Source organism: Sulfitobacter sp. NFXS29, assembly GCF_040148765.1.
GTDB lineage: Bacteria > Pseudomonadota > Alphaproteobacteria > Rhodobacterales > Rhodobacteraceae > Sulfitobacter.
The window spans coordinates 803,479-826,636 of sequence record NZ_JAGDED010000001.1 but is presented as its reverse complement, the minus strand read 5'-3'; the positions used below and the strand labels follow the sequence as shown (position 1 = coordinate 826,636).

At 61.0% G+C, this 23,158-nt stretch carries 26 protein-coding genes and 1 tRNA gene; 19 read left to right on the top strand and 8 right to left on the bottom strand.

Annotated features, from left to right (window positions below; all coding sequences use genetic code 11):
• Positions 1–260 precede the first annotated feature (260 nt).
• From J3456_RS04105 to J3456_RS04060, 10 genes are all read left to right on the top strand, one after another.
• Positions 261–533 carry a DUF1127 domain-containing protein gene (locus J3456_RS04105; RefSeq protein WP_349579006.1) on the top strand — a complete coding sequence of 91 codons (273 nt, stop codon included), beginning with the start codon at positions 261–263 and terminating at the stop codon, positions 531–533.
• A 299-nt stretch (positions 534–832) separates the two neighbouring features.
• On the top strand, positions 833–1,801 hold the full coding sequence (locus tag J3456_RS04100; protein WP_349579005.1) for an ABC transporter substrate-binding protein: 969 nt from the start codon (positions 833–835) through the stop codon (positions 1,799–1,801).
• A gap of 251 nt (positions 1,802–2,052) precedes the next feature.
• Positions 2,053–3,078: an ABC transporter permease gene (locus J3456_RS04095; RefSeq protein ID WP_349579004.1), complete on the top strand. Its 1,026-nt coding sequence runs from the start codon at positions 2,053–2,055 to the stop codon at positions 3,076–3,078.
• Positions 3,079–3,086: 8 nt separating this feature from the next.
• Positions 3,087–4,130 carry a quaternary amine ABC transporter ATP-binding protein gene (locus tag J3456_RS04090; RefSeq protein ID WP_349579003.1) on the top strand — a complete coding sequence of 348 codons (1,044 nt, stop codon included), beginning with the start codon at positions 3,087–3,089 and terminating at the stop codon, positions 4,128–4,130.
• A 305-nt stretch (positions 4,131–4,435) separates the two neighbouring features.
• Positions 4,436–5,311: an STAS domain-containing protein gene (locus tag J3456_RS04085; RefSeq protein ID WP_349579002.1), complete on the top strand. Its 876-nt coding sequence runs from the start codon at positions 4,436–4,438 to the stop codon at positions 5,309–5,311.
• 1 nt (position 5,312) lies between these two features.
• Entirely contained in the window at positions 5,313–5,666 is a 354-nt protein-coding gene (locus J3456_RS04080; RefSeq protein ID WP_067627401.1) for an STAS domain-containing protein, read from the top strand.
• Positions 5,638–6,078 carry an ATP-binding protein gene (locus J3456_RS04075; protein ID WP_349579001.1) on the top strand — a complete coding sequence of 147 codons (441 nt, stop codon included), beginning with the start codon at positions 5,638–5,640 and terminating at the stop codon, positions 6,076–6,078. Before J3456_RS04080 ends, J3456_RS04075 begins: the two co-directional genes overlap by 29 nt.
• Positions 6,075–7,085: a SpoIIE family protein phosphatase gene (locus J3456_RS04070; RefSeq protein WP_349579000.1), complete on the top strand. Its 1,011-nt coding sequence runs from the start codon at positions 6,075–6,077 to the stop codon at positions 7,083–7,085. The genes J3456_RS04075 and J3456_RS04070 overlap by 4 nt, the downstream gene beginning before the upstream one ends.
• Entirely contained in the window at positions 7,085–8,221 is a 1,137-nt protein-coding gene (locus tag J3456_RS04065) for a sensor histidine kinase (RefSeq protein ID WP_349578999.1), read from the top strand. Before J3456_RS04070 ends, J3456_RS04065 begins: the two co-directional genes overlap by 1 nt.
• Positions 8,222–8,394: 173 nt before the next feature.
• A complete protein-coding gene (locus J3456_RS04060; RefSeq protein WP_349578998.1) occupies positions 8,395–9,834 on the top strand; it encodes an aldehyde dehydrogenase family protein in 1,440 nt (479 codons plus the stop codon).
• A gap of 65 nt (positions 9,835–9,899) precedes the next feature.
• Here the strand turns inward: J3456_RS04060 and arsH are convergent, their stop codons facing one another.
• The 3 genes from arsH to J3456_RS04045 are packed head-to-tail and all read right to left on the bottom strand — an operon-like array spanning position 9,900 to position 12,067.
• A complete protein-coding gene (gene arsH, locus J3456_RS04055; RefSeq protein WP_349578997.1) occupies positions 9,900–10,610 on the bottom strand; it encodes an arsenical resistance protein ArsH in 711 nt (236 codons plus the stop codon).
• Positions 10,611–10,649: 39 nt separating this feature from the next.
• Positions 10,650–11,708: an ACR3 family arsenite efflux transporter gene (gene arsB / locus J3456_RS04050; protein ID WP_349578996.1), complete on the bottom strand. Its 1,059-nt coding sequence runs from the start codon at positions 11,706–11,708 to the stop codon at positions 10,650–10,652.
• 29 nt (positions 11,709–11,737) lie between these two features.
• Entirely contained in the window at positions 11,738–12,067 is a 330-nt protein-coding gene (locus J3456_RS04045; RefSeq protein WP_349578995.1) for an ArsR/SmtB family transcription factor, read from the bottom strand.
• A gap of 120 nt (positions 12,068–12,187) precedes the next feature.
• Between J3456_RS04045 and J3456_RS04040 the strand changes: the two genes are divergently transcribed.
• Positions 12,188–12,802: a hypothetical protein gene (locus J3456_RS04040; RefSeq protein WP_349578994.1), complete on the top strand. Its 615-nt coding sequence runs from the start codon at positions 12,188–12,190 to the stop codon at positions 12,800–12,802.
• A gap of 12 nt (positions 12,803–12,814) precedes the next feature.
• Here J3456_RS04040 and J3456_RS04035 read toward each other — a convergent pair whose 3' ends face one another.
• Positions 12,815–13,387, bottom strand: coding sequence for a TetR/AcrR family transcriptional regulator (locus J3456_RS04035; protein ID WP_349578993.1), 573 nt, complete (start codon positions 13,385–13,387; stop codon positions 12,815–12,817).
• 99 nt (positions 13,388–13,486) lie between these two features.
• Here J3456_RS04035 and J3456_RS04030 point away from each other — a divergent pair, with 99 nt between their 5' ends.
• Entirely contained in the window at positions 13,487–14,053 is a 567-nt protein-coding gene (locus J3456_RS04030; protein ID WP_349578992.1) for a carboxymuconolactone decarboxylase family protein, read from the top strand.
• A gap of 151 nt (positions 14,054–14,204) precedes the next feature.
• Positions 14,205–14,651 (top strand): hypothetical protein, encoded by a 447-nt coding sequence (locus J3456_RS04025; RefSeq protein WP_349578991.1) that lies wholly within the window; start codon positions 14,205–14,207, stop codon positions 14,649–14,651.
• 38 nt (positions 14,652–14,689) lie between these two features.
• Here J3456_RS04025 and J3456_RS04020 read toward each other — a convergent pair whose 3' ends face one another.
• Positions 14,690–15,235 carry a YaeQ family protein gene (locus tag J3456_RS04020; protein WP_349578990.1) on the bottom strand — a complete coding sequence of 182 codons (546 nt, stop codon included), beginning with the start codon at positions 15,233–15,235 and terminating at the stop codon, positions 14,690–14,692.
• Between the two features lie 246 nt (positions 15,236–15,481).
• On the opposite strand from J3456_RS04020, the gene J3456_RS04015 reads away from it, so the two are divergent.
• Positions 15,482–16,486 carry a glycoside hydrolase family 113 gene (locus J3456_RS04015; protein WP_502989482.1) on the top strand — a complete coding sequence of 335 codons (1,005 nt, stop codon included), beginning with the start codon at positions 15,482–15,484 and terminating at the stop codon, positions 16,484–16,486.
• Positions 16,487–16,938: 452 nt separating this feature from the next.
• Here J3456_RS04015 and J3456_RS04010 read toward each other — a convergent pair.
• Positions 16,939–17,022 (bottom strand) — tRNA-Leu (locus J3456_RS04010).
• Between the two features lie 128 nt (positions 17,023–17,150).
• On the opposite strand from J3456_RS04010, the gene J3456_RS04005 reads away from it, so the two are divergent.
• The 4 genes from J3456_RS04005 (at position 17,151) to ocd (ending at position 20,315) form a co-directional block, all read left to right on the top strand.
• Positions 17,151–17,729: a YqaA family protein gene (locus J3456_RS04005; protein ID WP_349578987.1), complete on the top strand. Its 579-nt coding sequence runs from the start codon at positions 17,151–17,153 to the stop codon at positions 17,727–17,729.
• The gene (locus tag J3456_RS04000) at positions 17,726–18,193 is read left to right on the top strand and encodes a disulfide bond formation protein B (protein WP_349578986.1); all 468 of its coding nucleotides are present in this window, start codon (positions 17,726–17,728) and stop codon (positions 18,191–18,193) included. The genes J3456_RS04005 and J3456_RS04000 overlap by 4 nt, the downstream gene beginning before the upstream one ends.
• A 133-nt stretch (positions 18,194–18,326) precedes the next feature.
• Positions 18,327–19,250, top strand: coding sequence for an arginase (gene rocF, locus J3456_RS03995; RefSeq protein ID WP_132444560.1), 924 nt, complete (start codon positions 18,327–18,329; stop codon positions 19,248–19,250).
• A 15-nt stretch (positions 19,251–19,265) separates the two neighbouring features.
• Entirely contained in the window at positions 19,266–20,315 is a 1,050-nt protein-coding gene (gene ocd, locus J3456_RS03990) for an ornithine cyclodeaminase (RefSeq protein WP_349578985.1), read from the top strand.
• A gap of 32 nt (positions 20,316–20,347) precedes the next feature.
• On the opposite strand, the gene J3456_RS03985 is transcribed toward ocd, so the two are convergent.
• Together J3456_RS03985 and dksA are read right to left on the bottom strand one after the other, a co-directional pair.
• The gene (locus tag J3456_RS03985; protein ID WP_349578984.1) at positions 20,348–21,514 is read right to left on the bottom strand and encodes an FAD-dependent monooxygenase; all 1,167 of its coding nucleotides are present in this window, start codon (positions 21,512–21,514) and stop codon (positions 20,348–20,350) included.
• Positions 21,515–21,650: 136 nt separating this feature from the next.
• Positions 21,651–22,073 (bottom strand): RNA polymerase-binding protein DksA, encoded by a 423-nt coding sequence (gene dksA, locus J3456_RS03980; protein ID WP_259944649.1) that lies wholly within the window; start codon positions 22,071–22,073, stop codon positions 21,651–21,653.
• 168 nt (positions 22,074–22,241) lie between these two features.
• Here dksA and J3456_RS03975 point away from each other — a divergent pair, with 168 nt between their 5' ends.
• Complete coding sequence (locus tag J3456_RS03975; RefSeq protein WP_243262825.1) at positions 22,242–23,081, top strand: AAA family ATPase; 840 nt, start codon at positions 22,242–22,244, stop codon at positions 23,079–23,081.
• The last annotated feature ends 77 nt before the right edge of the window (positions 23,082–23,158 follow it).

Genomic DNA, 23,158 nt, shown 5'->3' with positions numbered 1-23,158 from the left:
TGCTCGGGTAAAGCAAATGCGCCGCATGTTGATGTATGCTGTACATAAGAGGCGCCCGCGCAAACCGGGCACGCTGCTGAACCGCCGGTAACCCCGGTCGGACAGGCCGATCCGCCTGTTCGGACCATCGGGGTTCCAACTGACTTTCCGGATCACACTCGGGATGAGACCCACACAACCGACCCGGCCCGGTCTTTTGGCACTGACCGTCGTCTTTTGCGGATCCTTCCTTTCACGACCTTTTTGATATGGAGCATGCCATGCATTTCCGCCTGCTGAAGAACACCAACCAAATCGCCGGGCTACCCGGAACCGCCTTTACCGGCACCATCGGCCAAGTCGCCAACGCCGAGGGTCTGGCCCTTGTCGCCATGCTCCGGCGTGCCCTGCGCGACACCGCGCGCCGTTGGGAGCGCAACCGCACGCTGTCGACGCTGAACGCGATGGATGATCGTCTGCTGCAGGATATTGGCCTGAACCGCAAAGACATCCCCCAGCATATCCGCGACATGGAAAGTTTTTCCCGCCGCTGAACAGCCCCACCCGCGCCCCGCTTGAAGGGCCGCGGCGGGCCTTAATTATATGGCGTCCTGCAGGGGGGCGCCGGTCATAATCGCACCGTGCCACACCCGGCGCGGTGCCCGAACTTGCGTCATCCTCTTGGCAATCGTGTTGCACAGCGGCGCGCGATTTGTTTTCTTATCTCCAGCAAACCCGGCCATCGAAAGCTGCCGCGCCCTATCGCGCGACCGGCTTCTTCTTGATGCAACGGGACAAAGATCAGCGGTGCGCGGCTGCGTGTCACTGCGGATACAATAGAGGAGATATCACTATGAAACGCTATTTGCTTGGCACGGCCTTTGCCGTTGCAACCCCGATGGCCGCCGCCGCTCAGGACTGCGGCGAAGTCTCGATCGCGGAAATGAACTGGGCGTCGGCACAGATCGTCACCGCCGTGACCGAATTCCTGCTGGTTCAGGGCTACGGCTGCGACGTGACCGTGGTGCCTTCGGACACCACGCCCGCCGTGACATCGCTGTCGGAAAACAACGAGCCGGACATCGTGCCGGAAATGTGGCCCAACTCGGCCGGTGATGCTTACAAAAAGCTCAAAGAGAACGGCAAGATTGTTGAGCTGACTTCCGTGCTTGATCCCGGTGGTGTCGAAGGCTGGTGGGTGCCGACCTATCTTGTGGATGAGCATCCCGAGCTTGCCACCATCGAAGGCATCTTGGAAAACCCCGACCTGGTCGGCGGCATGTTCAACAACTGTCCCGATGGCTGGGGCTGCCGCATCGTGAGCGACAACCTCGCCCGCGCCTATGACCTCGAAGGCAATGGCATCGAAGTGTTCAACCACGGCTCCGGTGAGACGATGGTGACCTCGATGGCGTCGGCCTATGAAAGCGAAGAGCCATGGTTCGGCTACTATTGGGCGCCAACCACGCCGCTGGGCAAATACGACATGACCAGCGTCGATCTGGGCGAGTATGACGAGGCCGCGCACAGCGCCAACCAGAACGCCGACAACCCAGAGCCCAAGCCTTCGGCCTTCCCGACGGCCCCGGTTCTGACCGTGATGACCAAGGATTTCCACGACAACAATCCTGAAATCGCGGAATTCATCGGCAACGTCTCCTTCAAGACCGATGAGATGAGCAAGCTGCTGGCATGGCAGGGTGAAAGCAACGCTTCGAACGAAGAAGCGGCTGTTTACTACCTGCAGAACAACAAGGACGTTTGGGCCGAATGGCTGAGCGACGACGCCCGTGGCAACCTGTCGAAGCTGCTTGACCAGTAAGACAGACTGACAAAACGGCGGGCGGGGAACTCATCTGGGTTTCCCGCCCGTTTGTTTCAGGATCGGCGGCAAGACTTACGTCTTTTCACACCGACTGCGCCTTGGCCCCCGGCCTATCGCGCAGTTTCTTTGCAAGGACATAGGTTTGATTTGCCGCCTCTGCATGGGGCAGCCGACGCCGCGCAGACCGCGCGGCGCACCGGTCCCCTCCCCAAAAGTAAACGGTCTGATGCAGACCGGGAAAGCGACAGATGGCGACTTACGATAATTTCTTTGACTCGCTCGGCCTGCGCGGCTGGTGCGGCGATGACCAAGGCGGTGGGCTTAGCTCCATGGCCGATCTCATGGGGCAAGCGGGCGGTGATACCGACACGACGCTCTGGGACACGCCCTTCCCTTCGCTGGATGCGCTGCACGACAGTTGCGACGCCATCCCGCAGTCGCGTGACCTGACCCAAGGGCTGGAGCAAGGCTTCCTTGCCATCAAGGACAGTCTCAAAGTTGTTGTCGACCCGCTTACCCAACCGCTAAGCTGGGCGCTGGAAAATGCGCTGTGGATCATGCAGGCAGTGCCGTGGTTCGTGATGATCCCGCTTTTGATGGCGATCACCTTTGCCGTGGGCCGCTCGCTCAAGCTGGTGGGTCTGGTGGCGCTGGTCTTTGGCTTCCTCGCCTTTATCGACTTTTACGAACACACCATGCAGACGTTGGCGATCATCTTTGTCTGCGCCTTTATATGTGTGCTTTTGGGCGTGCCCATCGGCATCGCCATGTCGCGCAGTGACCGGGTGCAGCGCACGATGATCCCGGTGCTGGACATGCTGCAAACCCTGCCGCCCTTCGTCTACCTGATCCCGCTGATCTTCCTCTTCTCAGTAACCGAGCCCAAGCTCTACGGCATCGCGATCATCCTTTACGCCATCGTGCCGGTGGTGCGTCTGACCGACCTTGGCATCCGTCTGGTCGACAAAGACGTGATCGAGGCCGCCGACGCCTTTGGCATGACCAACCGTCAAAAGCTTTACAAGGTGCAGATCCCGCTGGCGCTGCCCAACATCATGGCCGGTGTGAACCAGACTATCATGATGAGCCTTGCGATGGTCGTTATCGCCTCGCTGGTTTCGGCCCCCGGTCTGGGCGTGCTGGTGCTGCGCGGCATTCGGAGCCTTGAATTGGGCGTGGGCCTCCTGTCGGGTCTGGGGATCGTGCTGCTTGCGATCATCCTCGACCGGGTCACCAAAGCCGCGCTTGCGCGGATCAACGCGGCGCAGAAGTGAGGCCAGACATGACAGACGATATCAAGATTTCCGTCCGCAACCTCTATAAGATCTTCGGCGATGACCCGCAGGGCGCGCTGGAGAAGGTGCGCGGCGGCATGAGCAAGGCCGACCTTCAGGCCGAGACCGGCCATGTGCTGGGTCTTAACAACATCAACGTGGACATGCCTGCGGGCAAGACCACGGTGATCATGGGGCTGTCGGGTTCGGGCAAATCGACCCTGATCCGGCACCTCAACCGGCTCATTGACCCCACCTCAGGCGAGGTGATCATGAACGGCGAGAACATCCTTGACTATAACGAGCGTCGCCTGCGTGAGATGCGCAAGCACGAGATGTCGATGGTGTTTCAGAAGTTCGCCCTGTTGCCGCATCGCACGGTGCTGGAAAACACCGGGCTCAGTTGGGAGATCGAAGGCAAGAACCGCAGCAAATACGCGGCTGAGGCCACCAAATGGCTGAACCGCGTCGGGCTGGAGGGCCAAGGAGAGCAGTATCCCGCGCAGCTATCCGGCGGGATGCAGCAGCGCGTCGGCATCGCCCGCGCGCTCACCTCGAACTCCGACGTGATGCTGATGGACGAGGCGTTCTCGGCGCTCGACCCGCTGATCCGCACCGACATGCAGGATCTGCTGATCGAGTTGCAAGAAGAACTGCATAAGACCGTGATCTTCATCACCCACGATCTGGATGAGGCGCTGAAACTGGCGGACCATCTGGTGATCCTCAAAGACGGGTTCATCGTCCAACAGGGCGAGCCGCAGCACATTCTGCTGAACCCCAATGATCCCTATATCGAAGCCTTCGTCAGCGACATCAACCGCGCGCGGGTGCTGCGGGTACGGTCGGTCATGGAGAAGACCGAGGTGCCGCCTGCGGAAGTGGCCGGTGAGGTCGATTTCGACGACACGCTGGAAAGCATCATCGCGGTCTCCGGTGGGGATACGACCAACAACTACCGCGTCATGCGCGAGGGCAAACAGGTCGGCGTGCTGCACATGCGTGATCTGGTCCGGGCGCTGGTCCCGCGGCATCCCGGCGAGGCGGCGTAGGCCGCCACCCGCGGCCAAGAGACAGTCATCGCCTGCCTGCGGGTGGGCGATGCGACGGGGGCCTACCCCTTTAGGGTGGAGCCGCGGGCCCCGACCCCTCCTATCACCTCCCCCTCCAAACACACAGGCGATGACCCAACCCCGACGGCCTGCCCCGCCCCCGCTGCGGCACGCGAAAAGCGGTCATAGTCAATCACATGGCACGCGCCCGATGGCGCTTTGCCGCCGACCAAAATCCCTGCGTCCTATTGACACTCGGCCCCACGATTGGCCTATGGGGGGTGAAATAAACACTGGGGTTCAAGATGCCGCAATCTGCTACGGCCAATATTCTGACTGTTCTCGACACCGATTTCAAAGGTATCATCGAGGAGTGGCTGGGAACGCAGGTCAAAGAGGGCGTGAAACGTTCTGACCTGTTCTCCGATGCGGAGAGCCGGAACCAGAACCGCGAATTGCTCAAAGCCTTTTCTAAAGGTGTGCGCGATGGTGTCACCGGCGAAGATTTTGACTTTGACGACACCCAATGGGACGATCTGCGCGCCGTTCTGACCGATGTCAGCCGCGAGCGGGTCAACCGCGGCGTGACCCCGACCGAGATGGCGACCTTTGTGCTGGCCCTGAAAACGCCGCTGTTCAAACGGCTCGAAGCGATGCAAGACAGCGAACACGGCGTATTGATCCGCGACGTGATGCTGGTCACCCGTCTGGTCGATGCCTTTGCCATCTACACCAACGAGATTTTCATTCTTGAGCGTGAGCAGATCATCGATCGTCAACGCCAAGAGATGCTGGAACTGTCGACCCCCGTGGTCGAGCTTTGGGACCGTGTTTTGACCCTGCCGCTGATCGGCACGCTGGATTCCGCCCGCGCCCAAGAGGTGATGGAGAACCTGCTTCAGACCATTCTGGAGCGTCAGGCCGAAGTGGTCATCATGGACATCACCGGCGTCGGCACCGTCGACACGCAGGTGGCGCAACACTTGCTGCGCGCCGCCGCTGCCGTACGCCTGATGGGGGCCGAGTGCATTATCAGCGGCATCAGCCCGATGATCGCACAGACCATGGTTCAACTTGGCATTGATGTCGGCACCGTTTCCACCCGGTCGAGCATCCGCACCGCCCTGTCGGACGCGCTGCTGACCGTCGGCTATGTGATCAAGAAGACTGAGGGCCAATAAGGTGGCCGGTGTCACGTCGATTAATCTGGTCGAACATGCGCTCCTCGTTTCGATACAGGATGACATCACGGACACCGAGATCTTGGAGCTTCAAGACCGGTTGTCGAACAAAATATCCGAGAACCGCATCGACGGGGTGATCCTCGATATCTCAGCGCTTGAGATTGTCGACACTTTCGTGGGCCGTGTGATCGCGCAGTTGGCGGGGATATCCCGCCTGCTGGCGGCGGATACCTATGTGGTCGGCATGCGCCCCACGGTGGCGGTCACGTTGGTCGAGCTGGGCATGTACCTGCCGGAAATTCGCACCGCGTTAAGCCTGACCCATGCCCTTGCCCAGCTACGTCGCGTTTGACGAAAAGGACCTAGGGGCGCAGGTCCTTCTCTCTCAGTTCAAACTAAAGACCAGCGGTGACGCGGTGACGGTGCGCCAAGCCGTGGCGCGCTACATGAAAGAACACGGCGCCTCGGCGCTGAATGTCACGCGTTTTGCCACCGCCGTCAGCGAAATCGCCCGCAATACAATCGTTCACGCTGGCGGAGGTGAGTTTTCCATCTATGTCGACCCGAGGGCCAAGCAGCTTAGCGTGGTTTGTTGGGACAAGGGACCGGGGATCGAGGACGTGGCACTGGCCCTGACGGACGGCTATACTTCGGGCGGCGGCCTTGGCCGTGGTTTGGGCGGCGCACAGCGGCTGGCCAAGAAATTTGAAATCCGCACCGCCGTCGGCGGGGGCACCAGCGTGATGATGAGTGTGAACCTATGAAACAATGGGTCGAAGTTCAGGACCAAAGCGCCATCGCCGTGGTCCGCCGCGCCGCACGGCGTCTGGCCGCCCAGCACGATTGGCCGAAACATCGGACCGACGAATTGGCCATCGTCGCCACCGAAGCCACGACCAACATACTGCGCTACGCGGAAAAGGGCCGCGCCCTGATCAACGCGCCGGCCGAGGGCAAGGGCGACAAGATCGTGATGATCTTTACCGACCGGGGCCCCGGCATCAGCGATATGGATCACATGTTCCAAGACGGCATGAGCAGCGGCGATTCCGCCGGGCTGGGCCTTGGCGCGATCCGCCGTCTGTCGAATGAATTTGACATCTTCAGCGGGTCAGAGGTGGGCACCACCATCGTTTGCAGCTTTGCCAAAGACAGCACCCCCTGCGCGACCCATGGGGTCGAGGCCGTGGGCCTGCGGGTCTGTCACCCGAACGAAGAGGAATGCGGCGACGACTATCTGCTGCGGCAAACGCCGAAGGCCACTGATATTCTGGTTTGCGATGGCTTGGGCCATGGCCCCGAGGCCGCAGCCGCATCGCGGGAGGTGACAGAGGCCGTCAAAGCGACCCGCAGCTTCAACAGCGAGCCGGGTGCCGTGATGCGTGAGGTGACCGAGCAATTGATCGGCAAGCGCGGCGCGGTGGCGGCCCTTGTGCATATCGCGCAGCCGCAGATGGTGCTGCGCTATGCTGCTTTGGGCAATATCGCCACGCTGCGGGTTCGCAATGGCGAGGTCAAACGCCTGCCTGTCCGCGACGGGCGGATCGGCGCACGTGCGACGCGGGGCTATGAAGAGACCTTTGACCTTGAACCGGGGGATCTGATCATCCTGCACAGCGACGGCTTGAAAACCCTGCGCGACAGCTATCTTCCACAGGGTCTATTGTGGAAATCCCCGCTCTTGATCGCTGGCTTCCTGCTCGACCGGGCATTTCGCGGGCGGGATGACGCCTCCATCGTGGTCATACGCATTGCACGGGACGCGGACTGATGAAAGCTACGAACCTCACGTCGGTGAACCTTGAAAAAGGCGGCGATATCGCGGCTCTGCGCCAGGTCGCCCTGACCCTGACCGAAGCGATGCGCTTTACCTCCTTCGAGCGGACGCGCACGGTCACCGCCGCCGTGGAACTGGGCCGCAATGCCATTGAGCATGGGCAAAAGGGCCGCGCCCGGTTTTCGCTGACGGAGGTCAACGGCAAGCCTGCCCTTGGCCTGACAGTGATTGATCAAGGCCGCGGCATCGAGGAAGACAAACTTGACCCCACGCGCGACATCGTGTCGGAGACGGGCCTGGGGCTGGGCCTGCGCGGCGTGCAACGTATCGCGGCCCGCTTTGATGTGGACACCGGCCAAGAGGGCACGCGGGTCCATGCGGAGTTTCTGCTGCCCGAACCGCAATGCGCTGTTGAGCAGATCAAGGCCGACGCCCTCGCGGCGCTGGAGGCCTATAACGCCAAAGACCCGACCGCCGCGCTGACCGAACAGAACCGCGAGTTGAGCGAAGGCATCGCCGACCGTGACCTCTTGATGCAGGAATTGCACCACCGCACGGGCAACAACCTTGCCCTGATCGTGGCGCTGATCCGGATGAGCAAGAGCCAAGCCAAAGAGGACGAGACCCGCCAAGTGCTGCGCGAGTTGGAAACCCGCGTCGGCTCGCTCTCCAAGGCGCATGAGTTGATGCAACGCTCAACCGACAGCACCGACCTTGATCTGTCTGATATGTTGGATGAGGTCACCAAGAACGCCGAACGCGCCTTTACCGGGGATCGCCAGAGCATTGGCATCAAGCTGATTTGCCCCAGCCTTAAGATGGACAACAAACTGGCCGTCGACATCGGGCTGATCGTGGGCGAGTTGATCACCAACGCCTATAAACACGCTTTCAAAGGGCGCGACAAAGGGGTGATCACCATTGAGGTCGCCCAAGAGAGAGATGAAGGTCTGACCCTGAAAGTCTATGACGATGGTGTCGGCCTGCCCGAAGATGCCAAACGGCCCGAGCGGTCGGATTCGCTGGGCTGGCGGATGATCCGCACGCTCACTTTCCAGCATGAGGCGACGCTGAAGGTCGAGGGCCAAGACGGGCTTTGCGTCGAGATCCGCTTCCCAGCACAGGACTAAGCGCCCCCCGCGGGCCCGCCGTTTCGGGCCGCCGCGTCCGTATTTTTGATCAAAAATCACCTCTGAACTTTTCCACCCCGTAAAATTGTCCTAGGCATATCGGGAGCCGGCGATTCCCGGACACTTCTAAGCGGCAAAAAAGACGCCCGCTTGGCCAATAACGGAGACAGAGCATGATCGAAAAACGTGATTTCTATATCGACGGCAAATGGGTCGCCCCGCTTGAGGGCAGCGAACATAAGGTCATCAACCCGTCGACCGAAGAGCCCTGCACCGTGATCTCTCTCGGCGGGGCCAAGGATGTGGACGCCGCCGTGGCAGCGGCCAAGGCTGCCCTGCCCGGTTGGATGGCCACTGCACCTGAAGAGCGCATCGCGCTGATGGAAAAGCTGGCCGAGGTCTATAAATCCCGGACCGAGGATATGGCCCAAGCGATCAGCACCGAGATGGGCGCCCCCATCGAGATGGCGCGCAGCTCGCAATGGGGTGCAGGTTACAGCCACCTGAAGAACTTCATCAAAGCCGCCAAAGATTTCAAATTCGTGAAGCCTCTGGGGGATCACGCGCCCAACGACCGTATCATCCACGAAGCGGTTGGCGTCGTAGCGATGATCACGCCGTGGAACTGGCCGATGAACCAAGTGATGCTGAAAGTGGGCGCTGCCGTCGCCGCTGGCTGCACCATGGTGCTGAAACCGTCTGAGGAAAGCCCGCTAAGCGCCGTGGTTTTCGCCGAGATGATGGATGAGGCAGGCTTCCCCGCCGGTGTCTTTAACCTTGTGAACGGCGATGGCATGACCGTCGGCACCGCGCTGACCGGCCATGAGGATGTGGATATGGTGAGCTTCACCGGCTCCACCCGCGCGGGCATCGCGATTTCGAAAAACGCGGCGGATACGCTGAAAAAGGTCCATCTGGAGCTTGGCGGCAAAGGCGCGAACCTTGTTTTTGCCGATGCCGACGACAAGGCCGTGAAACGCGGCGTGCTGCATATGATGAACAACACCGGTCAAAGCTGTAACGCGCCGAGCCGGATGATCGTCGAGGCCAGCGCCTATGACCAAGCGGTCGAGACCGCCGCCGAAGTCGCCAATAAGGTCGAAGTCGGCCCCGCCAGCGAGGAGGGTCGCCACATCGGCCCGGTTGTGAACGAAGCGCAATGGGGCAAGATCCAAGACCTGATCCAGAAAGGCATCGACGAAGGCGCACGGCTTGTCGCCGGTGGCACCGGTCGGCCTGAGCATCTGAACCGCGGTTTCTATGTCAAACCCACGGTTTTTGCCGATGTCACGTCCGACATGACCATCGCCCGCGAGGAAATCTTTGGCCCCGTCTTGGCCATCATGAAGTTCGAGGACGAAGTTCAGGCGATCGAAATGGCCAATGACACGGTCTATGGTCTGACCAACTATGTGCAGTCCAGCGATGGCGCGCGGCGCAACCGTCTGGCGACCAAGCTGCGGTCGGGCATGGTTGAGATGAATGGCGAAAGCCGTGGTGCCGGCGCGCCCTTTGGCGGCATGAAACGCTCGGGCAATGGGCGCGAAGGTGGCGTCTGGGGGATCGAGGACTTCTGCGAAGTCAAAGCCGTTTCGGGCTGGTCCAACGACTGATCGCTTTTTAGCGTAGCATGATGCGGCAGGGCCAAGATTTGGCCCTGCCGTTTGCGTTTCGGCGGTCAGATCGCCTTTTGGTTTACCCGTTTGGAAAGCTCCGCAGCGCTTTCTTTGCGCTCGCTATAGCGGTCGAGCAGGTAGTCCTTGTTGTCGCGGGTCAGCAGGGTGAACTTCACCAGTTCCTCCATCACATCGACCACCCGATCATAGAAGGGCGAGGGTTTCATCCGGTCGTCCTCGTCAAACTCCAAAAAGGCTTTGGGGGTTGAGGATTGGTTGGGGATGGTCAGCAGCCGCATCCAACGGCCTAAAATGCGCAGCTGGTTCACGGCGTTAAAACTCTGCGAGCCGCCGCTGACCTGCATCACGGCCAGCGTCTTGCCTTGGGTTGGGCGCACCCCGCCGAGCGATAGAGGGATCCAGTCAACTTGGGTTTTCATGACGCCCGTCATCGCGCCGTGGCGTTCGGGCGAACACCAGACCATGCCTTCGGACCATTGCACTAGATCGCGCAGGTCCTGCACTTTAGGATGTTCGGGTGCGGCATCGTCGGGCAGCGGCAGCCCCGAGGGGTTAAATGTCCGCGTCTCGGCTCCGAGGCGGGTGAGAATACGGGCGGCTTCTTCGGTCATCAGGCGGCTGTAGGAGCGCGGGCGGAGCGAGCCATAGAGCAGCAGAATGCGCGGGCCGTGGGCGGCGCGCTCAGGCGACAGCAGGCGGGCGTCGTCGATGGGGTTAAAGTGGTCTTCTTCGATGTTCGGCGTATCGGTCATGGGAGTTTCCTTAAGCGGTAGGGGGTTATCGGGCGCGGGTCATTTGGAGGCGGGGAACCAATGCTGCGTGCGGTTGGCAAATGCGACGAGAGACAGCATGACCGGCACTTCGACCAGCACCCCTACGACGGTGGCCAAGGCCGCGCCCGACCCCAGACCGAAAAGACTGATCGCCACGGCAACGGCCAGTTCAAAGAAATTCGAGGTGCCGATCAGCGCGCAGGGGGCGGCCACGTTAAAAGGAATGCCCCAAGCCCGCGCAGCGCCATAGGCGATAAAGAAGATGCCGTAGGATTGCAGCAGCAGCGGCACGGCGATCAGCGCGATGACGAGCGGACGGTCAAGGATCACCTCGCCCTGAAAGCCAAAGAGCAGCACGACGGTCAGCAAAAGCCCCATGATCGCAAAGGGTTGCACACGGCCCTTGAAGGCGTCGACCGCCGCCTCGCCGCCCTTGGCCACCAGCCGCTCACGTGTGAGATACCCCGCCAGCAGCGGCAGCATGACGTAAAGCCCGACCGAGATCAGCAGCGTGTCCCAAGGCACGGTGATGTCGGTCACACCCAAAAGGAAGGCCACGATCGGCGCGAAGGCGAAGACCATGATCACATCATTCACGCTGACCTGCACCAGCGTATAGGTGGCATCACCACGGGTGAGGTTGGACCAGACAAAGACCATCGCGGTGCAGGGCGCGGCCCCCAACAGGATCACCCCGGCCAGATAGGCCTGCGCATCATCCGGCGGGATCAGACCGGCGAAGAGATAATTGAAAAACAGCACCCCAAGGGCGGACATGGTGAAGGGTTTGATCAGCCAGTTGACCACCAGCGTCACCACCAGCCCTTTGGGCCTGTCCCCCACCTGCCGCAGCGCGCCGAAATCAACGCCGACCATCATCGGATAGACCATGGCCCAGATCAGCACTGCCACGGGCAGGTTGACCGAAGCAACCTCAAATGCGGCCAGCCCGCCGAAAATGCCGGGAAAGAGATTGCCCAGCAAAAGCCCCGCCCCGATGGCTAGCGCCACCCAGAGCGAGAGCCAGCGTTCAAAGGCTCCAAGGCCAGCGGGTGCGGGATGTGCGGTATCGGTCATGGCGGCCTTTCGTGCGTGATTTTGGGGGGTTAGCAGCAGGTCAACTCATCCAGCAGGGGTTGGCAAAGCTCTGGCTGCCCGCCGCAGCAGTCCTCTAAAAGGAACCCCAGCAGCGCGCGCAGCCCGTTCATATCGGCGAAATAGCGGATGCTGCGGCCTTCGCGGTTGCTGCGGATCAGGCCCGCGCGGGCAAGCACCGACAGGTTGGCGGACATGGTGTTTTGCCGCACGTCGAGCGCCACGCCGATCTCCCCCGCTGACATGCCTTTGCCGCCCGCTTTGATCAGCAGGCGAAAGACATCCAGACGGGTCGGTTGGCCCAAGGCGGCGAAGGCTTGGAGGGCGTTTTCATTATCCATATATCGTGAATTATTGATATAAGAGCGACGGGTCAAGCGCCGCGTCAATCTCTGTGCAACAAAGCGCCGCCCCGTGCGTTGGTCTGGCGACCCCGGCAGAACTCGCAAGGATGACAAAGGATGCTCGATTGGATCGCAGAGAATTCCGGCACGTTGCAAGTGGCCGTGAGCCTCTTCACCGCGGTGGTCTGGCTGGCCTATCTGCATATTCTATGGCTCAACTTCCGGCGGCAACGGCAGCCTGTGATCCTGATCAACCGTTCGATCGCGCGGGATGAGAATGCCCATTGTTTCGTGACCAATATGGGGGCCGAGCCGATTTACTTGCTCGAAGTCATGGCGCGGGTGGTGACGGAGGATAAGACCTATCACGTCAAGGTCACCGAACGCGAAGAAGTGGCGCTGAACGATGTGGAAAACCCCCTGACCCGCACCAATCAAGGGCCGATCAAAAGCGGTGAATTCATCGATATCGGCAGTTTTCTCGATCTGTTGCGCCGCGCCGAGGCGCGCATCAGGACGGAGGGCCTGTTCGATAAGGTCCGCCAGATGGACCTCACCGTCGCGGCTGCGGATGGCCATACCACCAGGTTGATCGCCGCGCGACATGCGTTTCGGGCCGAATGGAAAGACGGCAAGCCCTATTTCGTGCCGGAGCGGATCATGGCGCATCAGATCCGCAACATCTTTCAACGGCGCAAGATCACCGCCATGTTGGAAGAACAGATCGAATAGCGCCGCCTGAGATTACAACCGGTCCAAACCTTCGGCGATTTCGCGGGCGATGGCATGGGCGTCGATCCCCTCCCGCTCGGCCGAGACACGCAGGCCGAGCAGATCGCTTTGATAGCGCCGGGCCAGTGACTTTGGATCATGTTCCGGCGCGATCTCTCCGTCCTGCTGCATCTGGGCAAAAAGCGCCGCGAACTGCTCTTCCATCCTCATGAGATGCGCACTGGCCCGTTGGGCAAGTGGATTCCGATGGGCCTGTAATTCCAACAGGGTTTTCGACAGCATACAGGCCTTGGCCGGGGCCTCCTCCCGGCAGATCGCCAGTTCGGGATAGCGTTTCAGGGCTGCCATCGGGCCATGGGCTTCGACCAATTCAGCCAAGCGCCCGGCCCCATCTTCGGCGTATTTGTCCAAGGCGATTTCAAAAAGCGCCTCTTTCGACCCGAAGGCCGCGTAGAAACTGCCGGGCTTCATTTTCAGCACCGCTTCGAGATCTTTCAGCGATGTGCCTGCCCAGCCCTGACGCCAAAACAGATCGCGGGCGCGGTCGATCAGCTCGGCTCGGTCGTGGTTTGGTTTGCGGGGCATGATATCACCATGTGTTGAACGATCACTCAAATATATACTTGAGTGATCGCTCAAAAAACCCTAAATAGCAAATATCGACGATTAACAAAGGTAGACATCATGACATTCCCGTCCCACGACCAAGACTCCGCACCCGAAGCCTCCAAGCCGCTGCTGGCGGAATCGCAAAAGGCCTTTGGCCGCCTGCCGGGTCTGCACAAGGTGCTCGCCGAAAGCCCGCAGGCCTATGAAGGCTATCAGGTGCTGCACAAGCTTTTCACCGAGACGGATTTCGACGCCGATGAGCTGACCGTGGTTTGGCAGTCGATCAACGTTGAGAACGAGTGCCACTACTGCGTGCCTGCCCATACCGGCATCGCCAAGATGATGAAGGTCTCGGACGAGATCAGCGACGCGCTGCGCAATGAAACCGCTCTGCCGACCCCCAAACTCGACGCGCTGCGGACCTTCACCGTTCAGATGGTGCGCAACCGGGGCTTTGTCTCCGACGCGCAGATGCAGGCGTTTTTTGACGCAGGTTACAGCCACCGTGCGGTGCTGGACGTGATCCTCGGCATGGCGCAGAAGACCATTTCGAACTATGTCAACCACGTGGCCGAAACCCCGGTCGACGAAGTCTTCCAGCCGCTGGCATGGAAGCGCGGCGACAACAAGCTCGACGTTTAAATTGAAAGGCGCGCCCATGGTGGCGCGCCTTTTTCTATCCGCTCGGGCCCCTCGGTCCGGCGCTTTCCTCAACCTCTACTGACACAGCATAGCGCCCGCGCCATCCGGTTGCGGCCCGACGATGTGCTGTCCTTTTGCAAGAGACTTGCTCATGCCCCTCAAACATACCCTTCCCACGCTCCTGCTGGCCGGGCTCGCGGGCGAAATCGCCTTCGAGCTTTATGCTTGGCTGGTCTCCCCCCTCCTCTTTGGCGTCGCACTCGCCCCGGCGAACCTTGTGGTTGCGCTTGGTAAGATCGCCCTTGGGATCACCCTGCCCTATTGGCTTGGCTTCGCGCTGCATATCGCGCTCGGGATCGCGGGCTTTTCGGTCTTTGTTTGGCTGGTGCACCGCATGACGCGGCTCGGGCTGGTCCTGTCGGGGGCGCTGTCGGGCCTTGTGCTGTGGTTCGTCGCCCAAGGGCTGCTGGCCCCAGCGGTAGGGCGCAGCTTTATGATGGATTTCGGGGCCTACACGCAGTCATCTTTTGTGGGGCACGTCGGCATGGCCATGGTGATCAGCTCTGCCATTGCCCTGCTGCAACGCCGCGCAGCCTGAAGAAGCGGCGGCAGCTGGGTTTGCCCCGCTGCCGCCTTTTATCCGGCGGTTTTCCATCGGTCGAGCGTGAGCGTCACCAGCGCCTCGTCGAGGTTCACCGTCACTTCACCGTCTTGGATCATCACCTGAAGCTTCATCGCGCGGCCGGCCATCTCCGCAAGCGCCTTGGTGTCACTCTCGGCCAAGTTCACCACCTCGAGGGTGTCAAAGCGGGTGGTGCCGTTCTTGACCTTGTCCCACCAGATCTCAGCCGATTTGCCGCCATAGGGATAGACCACGACTTTGGCCGCCTTGTTGCAGGACTGGCGCAGGACTTTCTCGCTGGGCAGACCCAGCGTGATCCAAACGTCCAACTCTCCGCTCAGGCTTTTTTGCCAGATGTCCGGCTCATCATCCGTCGATAGCCCCTTGGTCATTTCCAGATGCTCATGCGCGTTGAGGGCAAAGGCGACGAGCCGCACCATCAACCGCTCGTCGGTTTCCGAAGGGTGTTTGGCGATGGTCAGCTTGTGGGTCTCATAATAGTGGCGGTCCATGTCGGAGACCGAAAGCTCGACTTTGTAGATGGTGGCATTCTGCGCCATGATATGTCTCGTTTTCCAAGGTAGGGGCTGCCTACGCGGTTGGGCCGACCGGGGAAAGGGAATAGTCCTTGGGCGCTGCGCACGTTGATATGCGCGACTGCGATCGTTCAGCGGTTTCGCGCGATTGCTTTTGGTCGGCACCTGCCACCATCCGAATTACAGGTCCCCAAATAAAGCGCCCGAAGGGCCCCGCTTGTCACCTACGATGCCGTTGTGCGGCGGGGGAAGTCATCCTACCTTGCCCCTATGATTAAACGTCGCACGTTTCTTTGGGCCCTCGGCTCTACCGCGCTCACTGCGACAGGAGCGTTTCCCCAAAGCAGCAGTGGCGAGGTTCTGCGCGGGTTCAACCTTATCGAGACACCGAGTGCCCCCTTCGGAAGCCAAGCCGCTGCGCTAAGCATCGCTCAACTGCGAAAGACGGGCGCGACGGCGGCAACGGTGATCCCGTTTCTATGGCAACCCGCGCCCACCTCCAGCGCCATCGTCATGGGGGACGCGCTGCCCCATGACAGGATCGCCGCCGGGATCGCGCAGTTGCACGCAGCCGGGCTGGCCGCCATCGTCAAACCGCATGTCTGGGTGCCCGAAAGCTGGGCCGGCGCCATCGCCCCCGCAACGGGCACCCAAGACCATTGGCACGCGGCCTATGAAAAGGCCCTGCGCGCCATTGCGGTCACGGCAGAGCAAAGCCGCGCCGATGTGCTGGTCGTCGGCACCGAATTGCGCGGCGTATCGGGGGCCGCGGCTTGGGAGGGCACCATTGCCGGGCTGCGCGCAGTGTTCAGCGGTAAAATCACCTATGTCGCCCATGGCGCTGACGAGGTTGAGAAAGTTGCGTTCTGGCCGCTATTGGATGCCGTGGCGGTGTCGCTTTACCCCGTCTTGGGTGCAGCCGGAGCGACCGCCGACTGGGATCGCGCCATCGCCAAAGAATTGGACCGGGTCGAGGCCGTCGCGCGGAAACATGCAAAGCCCATTTGGATCGCAGAAATCGGCATCCGCTCTGCCGAAGGGGCGACCGAGCGGCCGTGGGAAAGCGTCGAAGAACGCGCAGCCCCCGCCGATATGGCACTTCAGGCCGACGTCCTACGCCGCTGGTTTCGCGCTCTTGAGGCACGGGGCATCCCGAACCTATGGGTCTGGCGCTGGTTCACCGACCCGGAAAGCGGCGGCGCGGAAGACACTGATTTCACCGTGCAAAACAAACTGGCGGAGGAGGTTATCGCGGATTTCTGGGGCAAGGGTTGATCCCGAAAATCCCAGCGATGCTCTAGAAGTCTGTCGCCCCCGGTCACTCCAAGCTGCCCCCCGTTAAGGGATGTGGTGAACATGCCCTGTCTAAGAACCTGCGCGAGCCCTCGGGAGATGCAACGGTCGAGAAAACATTTCGCGCCGGGCGCTCGGTGAAGGGGCTTTCCCTAACGTGCTCATAGTCTACGCAAACTCGCTATTGTTGAGCTCGCCGAAGCCGAAGCGAAATCCAAGCAGTCACAGGTCAAGGTGCTGACAAGGTCGCATACTATCGGAAGGACGCGAGCAGGAAAATGCTGAGCCGCGCTGCCTAAGAATGCCGTGGATGACCGGCTCTGGAACAACCGAGGGTGACTCGTTTGTGTGAGTCACTTCATCAGAACCTCAAAAAAAACGCCTTAAAAAACAAAATACCTGATCTTCCATAGGAAAATCAGGTATTTGTATAATGGTACCCAAGGCCGGACTCGAACCGGCACGCCTCGCGGCGGGGGATTTTGAATCCCCTGCGTCTACCATTCCGCCACTTGGGCACGTGGGGCGATGTAGCCTGCAAAAGCGCGTGGGGCAAGTGGATTTTCACCCTGTTTCTGCACCGCGTTGCGCTTGACCTTGGTCGCGCGACATGGTGAGGCATATAAAACAGCCGGAGCCCCCCAAAATGATCCGCCGCCTTTATGACTGGACCCTGGGCTTGGCCCAACATCGCCATGCCCTTTGGGCGCTTGCCGTTGTCGCATTCGTCGAAAGTTCCTTCTTTCCGATCCCCCCTGATATCCTGATGATTCCGATGATCATCGCGCGGCCCAACCGCGCGTGGCTGATCGCGGGGGTGGCGCTGCTGGCCTCCGTTCTGGGCGGGCTTCTGGGCTATGCTATTGGCGGACTGGCCTTTGAGAGCCTTGGACAGCCGATCCTCGCAAGTTTGGGCAAGTCCGACGCGATGGCGGAATTTTCCACCCGTTTCAATGACATGGGCTTTTGGGCGGTGCTGGTCGCCGGGGTCACCCCCTTCCCTTACAAAGTCATCACGATCATGTCGGGCTGGACCGGTATGCCGCTGGGCACCTTTATCATGACCTCGATCCTTGCCCGTGGGCTGCGGTTCTTCGTGGTGGCGGCGCTGCTGTGGCGCTTTGGCGCACCGATCCGGGACTTCATTGAACGGCGTTTGGGTTTGATGTTCACATTGGCCGTCGCCCTGCTGATTGGCGGCTTCATGGTGGTAAAGGTTCTATGACAGGTAAGACTTTGACTTCGCTGGCAACACTCGGCTCAGCCGCGCTGTTGCTGGGTGCATTTGGTTTCCAGCATCTGGGCGGCTACGCGCCTTGTCAGATGTGCCTTTGGCAGCGGTGGCCCCATGCGGCGGCAGTGCTGATTGGGGCGATCGTGCTCTTTGGCGGACCGCGCGTTCTGGCGTGGCTGGGGGCCTTGGCGGCGGCGGTGACGGCGCTGATCGGCCTCTTTCACGCAGGCGTCGAATGGGGCTGGTGGCCGGGGCCGAGTTCCTGCACCGGCGGAGGCATGGACTTGGGCAGCCTTGACGGCGGGTCGCTGCTGTCCACCGAAGGCCCGAGCGGTCTGGTGATGTGCGATGAGATCGTCTGGCAATTTATGGGCCTGTCGATGGCGGGATGGAACGCGATTTTCTCTTTCGTCTTGGTCGGTCTTTGGGTCGCGGCGGCGCGCAAAGCGGCTTAACCAGCAAAAAAACTGACAAACTGGAAGATCTTTCTTTCAGTTTGTCAAAAACGCCCCCGAAACGGTCAGTTTGACGGCTTGTCGTTAGACAGATGCGCGGATTATCTGAGTTCAAACAGCTCAGGAGTCCCTCATGTCGAACCCACAAAACTGTATCTTGCTGGGCGTTCCGCTGGACAGCGGCAAGCGCCGTCGCGGCTGCCTGATGGGGCCGGATGCCTATCGCACTGCGGGGCTCGAACGTGCCCTGCGCGATCTTGGCCACAGCGTCACCGATCGCGGCAATGTCGCCCCCGCGCCCTTCCAAGCAAAAGAGCACGAAAAACTGCACGCGCTGGAAGAGACCATTGCATGGACCGAAAGCCTCGCCGCTGCCGCCGATGCGGCGATGGACGATGGCTTGCCGATCTTTATGGGCGGCGACCACGCGCTGGCGCTTGGCACCGTCTTGGGCGCAATGCGCCATGCCGAAAAGGCAGGCCGCCCGCTTTTCGTGCTCTGGCTCGACGCGCATACGGATTTCCACACGCCGCAGACCAGCGACAGCGGCAACCTGCACGGCACGCCCTTGGGCTATGTCACCGGGCGCGAGGGGTTCGACGGCTTTCCCAAGATCGACACGCCCCTGCCCCATGACAATATCGCCATGATCGGGCTGCGCTCTGTCGATGCCCTCGAACGCGCCGCCTTGCAGGAGACCACCGTCACTTACGTCGACATGCGCGAGATCGACGAGAGCGGCATCGCCAAACCCTTGCAACGCTTCCTTGATAAGGTCGAAGCGGCGGGCGGCATGCTGCATGTCTCGTTGGATGTGGATTTCCTCGACCCCTCCGTGGCCCCTGCCGTGGGCACCACCGTGCCGGGCGGCGCCACGGTGCGCGAAGGCCATCTGGTGATGGAGATGCTTTCGGACAGCGGCTTGATGACCTCGCTCGATCTGGTTGAGCTGAACCCCTTCCTTGATGAGCGAGGCCGCACCGCGCAGCTGATGGTGGACCTCACCGCCTCGGCCTTTGGCCGCCGCGTGTTCGACCGCCCCACCCGTGCCTATTGATAGAAAGACCTGAATATGACCAATCTGAACCCCTCCGATAAGGCGCTGGTGCCCTTCGTTTCTGTCGATCAGATGATGAAACTGATCCACCATATCGGCGTCGAAGACATGCTGCGCGGGCTGGCCGACTATATCGAAGCTGACTTCAAACGCTGGGAGCTTTTCGACAAGACCCCCCGCGTGGCCAGCCATTCTGAGAAAGGCGTGATCGAACTGATGCCCACCTCAGACGGCGATGTTTACGGCTTCAAATACGTCAACGGCCACCCCGATAACACCAAAGACGGCTTTCAGACCGTGACGGCCTTTGGCCTGCTGGCCAATGTGGCCAACGGCTATCCGGTGTTGTTGACTGAGATGACGATCTTGACGGCCCTGCGCACGGCGGCGACTTCTGCCGTGGTGGCCCGGTTGCTGGCGCCCAAGGGCAGCCATGTCATGGCGATGATCGGCAATGGCGCGCAGTCCGAGTTTCAGAGCCTTGCAATGAAAGCGATCTGCGGCGTGGATGAGGTGCGGCTTTACGATATCGACCGCGCGGCGACCGCCAAATGCGCAAGCAATCTGGCGGGCCATGGCATCAAGGTGGTGGAATGCGACACCGCCGAAGAGGCGATTATGGGTGCGCAGATCATCACCACCTGCACCGCGGACAAGCAATATGCCACGATCCTGACCGACAATATGGTCGGCTCTGGCGTGCACATCAATGCGATCGGCGGCGACTGTCCGGGTAAGACGGAACTCGCGCCCGCGATCCTGCACCGTTCGGGCATCTTCGTGGAATACCCCGAGCAGACCCGCATCGAGGGTGAGATCCAGCAGCTTGAGGCTGACCACCCGGTGACCGAGATCTGGCAAGTGCTGACCGGTCAGGCCGAAGGCCGCCGCGATGCGCAGCAGATCACGCTGTTTGACTCCGTGGGCTTCGCGATCGAGGATTTCTCGGCCCTGCGCTATGTCCGCGATCAAATCGCCGAGACGGGGCTGTTCCAACCGCTGGATCTGCTGGCCGACCCGGACGATCCGCGAGACCTTTTCGGGATGCTGCAACGGGCGGGCTGACCGATTGGGCCACCGGCTTAGCTCGGTGGCCTTTACGTTTTGGTAACGTCATGGGCGTAGAGCCAATCAAACGCGCCCAGCATCGCGCCGGGCGCAAGTTTGGAGGCGAGGCGCAGCCCGGTGTGGGCCGCCAACCGGACCGGGCCAGACCGCAGGTGATAGCGTGCTGCGTTGCCTTCCGAGGTTTTGACAATGCGCCGGGCGCGGTCGATGCGGGCGGCTTGATAAGCGCCAAGCGCGGCGTCGCGGGGCTGCCGGGTCAGGCAATCGGCCAAGACCCAAGCATCCTCTAGCGCCATATTTGCCCCCTGCGCCAGAAAAGGCAGCGTTGGATGGGCCGCATCGCCCAACAGCGCCACGCCTTCTGCCTGCCAATTGGCGGCGACGGGATGGTAATGCAGCCCCCAGAGGGTCACCTCCTGCACCGCGCCCAGCATCTGAGCGGCCTCGCCGCCGAAACCTGCGAAGGCCCGGCGCAGATTGGCGGGATCGTCACTGTGATGCCAGCCTTCGGCGGCCCAATCGGCGCGCTCTTCCACAGCGACGAGGTTGACCAATCGCCCCTCGCGCAGCGGATAGCTGACCAGATGCCGCCCCGGCCCCATGGTAACCCGCGCCTCTGGTCGGTGATCTATGGTGTTGCGGATCAGCGCACGCCATGCCACCTGCCCCGAGAACCGCGCCTTATCCGCCCCGTTCAACTGCACCCGCCCGACCGAATGGATGCCATCGGCGGCCACGACCAACTTCGCCCGCCGCCGTCCACCGCGGGCCATCTGCACCTGCGGCAAGGCGCCGGGATGGATCGAGGCGACCTGCGCGTCGGTCTCGAAACTCACGTTGGCGCGCTGCGCGGCCTCACGCAGCAGATCAATCAGGTCGGCACGGTGGAGGAAATAATAACGCTGATCATTGGCCAAGCGGGTCAGATCAAGCCGGGCCACCTGCGCGCCTTTCGCGTAGTCGCAAAGGCGCACCGCCTGCCCCCGCACGGCACCGCGGGCTTTCAGCCCATGCTCCAACCCAAGCGCGCGCAGCACGGCAAGGCCGTTGGGGCTGATCTGTAGCCCCGCGCCGATCTCGGAAAACCGGGCGGCCTGTTCAAGCAGGGTCACGGCGACGCCCTTGCGCGCCAGTGCCGTGGCCAAGGCCAGCCCGCCGATCCCGCCGCCCACGACAATCGCATTGGAAGGTTTCATTCACGCCCCAGATCATAGGGCCCAGATCGCTGCCAAGCTGGTAGACCCCGGCTCACAAGCTTCGGATCGTGCTGGCCCCGCGCCCAAATCACAAACGCCGAAGCATGAGCCTCGGCGTGTGGTGTTTCAGGTAATGTCAGTCGTCGCGGTGGACTTTCTCGCGCCGCTCGTGACGCTCTTGCGCCTCCAGCGTCATCGTGGCGATGGGCCGTGCGTCCAGGCGTTTGAGCGAGATCGGATCGCCGGTGACCATGCAGTAACCGAACTCTCCCTCGTCGATCCGCCGCAGCGCCGCGTCGATCTTGCCGACCAATTTGCGGGCCCGGTCCCGGGTCCGCAGTTCCAGTGCGCGGTCGGTCTCTTCCGAGGCGCGGTCGTTTACATCCGGAATGTTCCGGGTGCCGTCTTGCAGTGCTTCGATGGTGTCACGGCTGCCTGCCAACAATTCCGATTTCCAGTGGATCAGCTTGCGACGAAAGTACTCAAGCTGACGGTCATTCATGAATGGCTCGTCCTCGGCCGGACTGTAATCGTCCGGCAGGAAAACTTCCTGCTTCATTTGTTTTTCCCCGGCGGTTTTCAACTCAGACATTAAAAAGGCCTGTCTCCCGACATCTTCCCTGCCGCAGCGTCTATCTGAGCGGGTTACAATTGTCACTACACAATCCCTTTGATTTTTGGTTAAAGGCCAAGGATCAAGCGCCCGTCACACGAGGTTGAAAACAAGATGAAATTTCAAGGCACCAAAGACTACGTCGCCACCGACGACCTGAAAATCGCCGTGAATGCGGCGGTTACCTTGGAGCGTCCGCTTCTTGTGAAAGGCGAACCCGGCACCGGCAAAACCGAATTGGCGCGGCAGGTCAGCGATGCCTTGGGCCTGCGCATGATCGAGTGGAACATCAAATCGACCACCCGCGCGCAGCAGGGGCTTTATGAATACGATGCCGTGAACCGGTTGCGCGACAGCCAGCTCGGCGATGAACGGGTGCATGACGTCAAGAACTACATCCGCAAGGGCAAGCTCTGGCAGGCGTTCGATGCGGATGAAAAGGTCGTGCTGCTGATTGATGAGATCGACAAGGCCGATATCGAATTCCCCAACGACCTTTTGCAGGAACTCGATAAGATGGAGTTCTTTGTCTATGAGACGGGCGAGACGATCCGCGCGCGCCAACGGCCCATCGTGATCATCACCTCCAACAATGAAAAAGAACTGCCCGACGCTTTCCTGCGCCGCTGTTTCTTTCACTACATCCGTTTTCCTGAGATGGAGACGCTCAAGCAGATCGTCGAAGTGCACCATCCGGGCATCAAACAGCAGTTGCTGACCACCGCGCTGACGCAGTTTTACGAGATCCGCGAGCAGCAGGGGCTGAAGAAGAAGCCTTCGACATCCGAGGTGCTGGACTGGCTGAAGCTGCTGCTGGCCGAGGATATGGAGGCCGAGGATCTGGCCAAGGATGGCCCCAATGCCCTGCCCAAACTGCATGGTGCGCTGCTGAAGAACGAGCAGGACGTGCATCTTTTTGAGCGGCTGGCCTTCATGGCACGGCGCCAGCGGTAGGGCGGCAACACCTCAACGACTTTACGTCAAAAGCGGGTATTTTCCTCGCTTTTGATTTTTTGCCTGCCTAGGCTGAG

Coding starts and splice junctions, on each gene's coding strand:
- J3456_RS04035 (WP_349578993.1), bottom strand. CDS start 13,387: ATGCCCCGCAAACCAAACCACGACCGAGCCGAGCTGATCGACCGCGCC.
- J3456_RS04090 (WP_349579003.1), top strand. CDS start 3,087: ATGACAGACGATATCAAGATTTCCGTCCGCAACCTCTATAAGATCTTC.
- ocd (WP_349578985.1), top strand. CDS start 19,266: ATGACCAATCTGAACCCCTCCGATAAGGCGCTGGTGCCCTTCGTTTCT.
- arsB (WP_349578996.1), bottom strand. CDS start 11,708: ATGACCGATACCGCACATCCCGCACCCGCTGGCCTTGGAGCCTTTGAA.
- J3456_RS04030 (WP_349578992.1), top strand. CDS start 13,487: ATGACATTCCCGTCCCACGACCAAGACTCCGCACCCGAAGCCTCCAAG.
- rocF (WP_132444560.1), top strand. CDS start 18,327: ATGTCGAACCCACAAAACTGTATCTTGCTGGGCGTTCCGCTGGACAGC.
- J3456_RS04045 (WP_349578995.1), bottom strand. CDS start 12,067: ATGGATAATGAAAACGCCCTCCAAGCCTTCGCCGCCTTGGGCCAACCG.
- J3456_RS03975 (WP_243262825.1), top strand. CDS start 22,242: ATGAAATTTCAAGGCACCAAAGACTACGTCGCCACCGACGACCTGAAA.
- J3456_RS04100 (WP_349579005.1), top strand. CDS start 833: ATGAAACGCTATTTGCTTGGCACGGCCTTTGCCGTTGCAACCCCGATG.
- J3456_RS04105 (WP_349579006.1), top strand. CDS start 261: ATGCATTTCCGCCTGCTGAAGAACACCAACCAAATCGCCGGGCTACCC.
- J3456_RS03985 (WP_349578984.1), bottom strand. CDS start 21,514: ATGAAACCTTCCAATGCGATTGTCGTGGGCGGCGGGATCGGCGGGCTG.
- J3456_RS04005 (WP_349578987.1), top strand. CDS start 17,151: ATGATCCGCCGCCTTTATGACTGGACCCTGGGCTTGGCCCAACATCGC.
- arsH (WP_349578997.1), bottom strand. CDS start 10,610: ATGACCGATACGCCGAACATCGAAGAAGACCACTTTAACCCCATCGAC.
- J3456_RS04075 (WP_349579001.1), top strand. CDS start 5,638: ATGCCCTTGCCCAGCTACGTCGCGTTTGACGAAAAGGACCTAGGGGCG.
- J3456_RS04025 (WP_349578991.1), top strand. CDS start 14,205: ATGCCCCTCAAACATACCCTTCCCACGCTCCTGCTGGCCGGGCTCGCG.
- dksA (WP_259944649.1), bottom strand. CDS start 22,073: ATGAAGCAGGAAGTTTTCCTGCCGGACGATTACAGTCCGGCCGAGGAC.
- J3456_RS04095 (WP_349579004.1), top strand. CDS start 2,053: ATGGCGACTTACGATAATTTCTTTGACTCGCTCGGCCTGCGCGGCTGG.
- J3456_RS04040 (WP_349578994.1), top strand. CDS start 12,188: ATGCTCGATTGGATCGCAGAGAATTCCGGCACGTTGCAAGTGGCCGTG.
- J3456_RS04070 (WP_349579000.1), top strand. CDS start 6,075: ATGAAACAATGGGTCGAAGTTCAGGACCAAAGCGCCATCGCCGTGGTC.
- J3456_RS04020 (WP_349578990.1), bottom strand. CDS start 15,235: ATGGCGCAGAATGCCACCATCTACAAAGTCGAGCTTTCGGTCTCCGAC.
- J3456_RS04060 (WP_349578998.1), top strand. CDS start 8,395: ATGATCGAAAAACGTGATTTCTATATCGACGGCAAATGGGTCGCCCCG.
- J3456_RS04065 (WP_349578999.1), top strand. CDS start 7,085: ATGAAAGCTACGAACCTCACGTCGGTGAACCTTGAAAAAGGCGGCGAT.
- J3456_RS04000 (WP_349578986.1), top strand. CDS start 17,726: ATGACAGGTAAGACTTTGACTTCGCTGGCAACACTCGGCTCAGCCGCG.
- J3456_RS04015 (WP_502989482.1), top strand. CDS start 15,482: ATGATTAAACGTCGCACGTTTCTTTGGGCCCTCGGCTCTACCGCGCTC.
- J3456_RS04085 (WP_349579002.1), top strand. CDS start 4,436: ATGCCGCAATCTGCTACGGCCAATATTCTGACTGTTCTCGACACCGAT.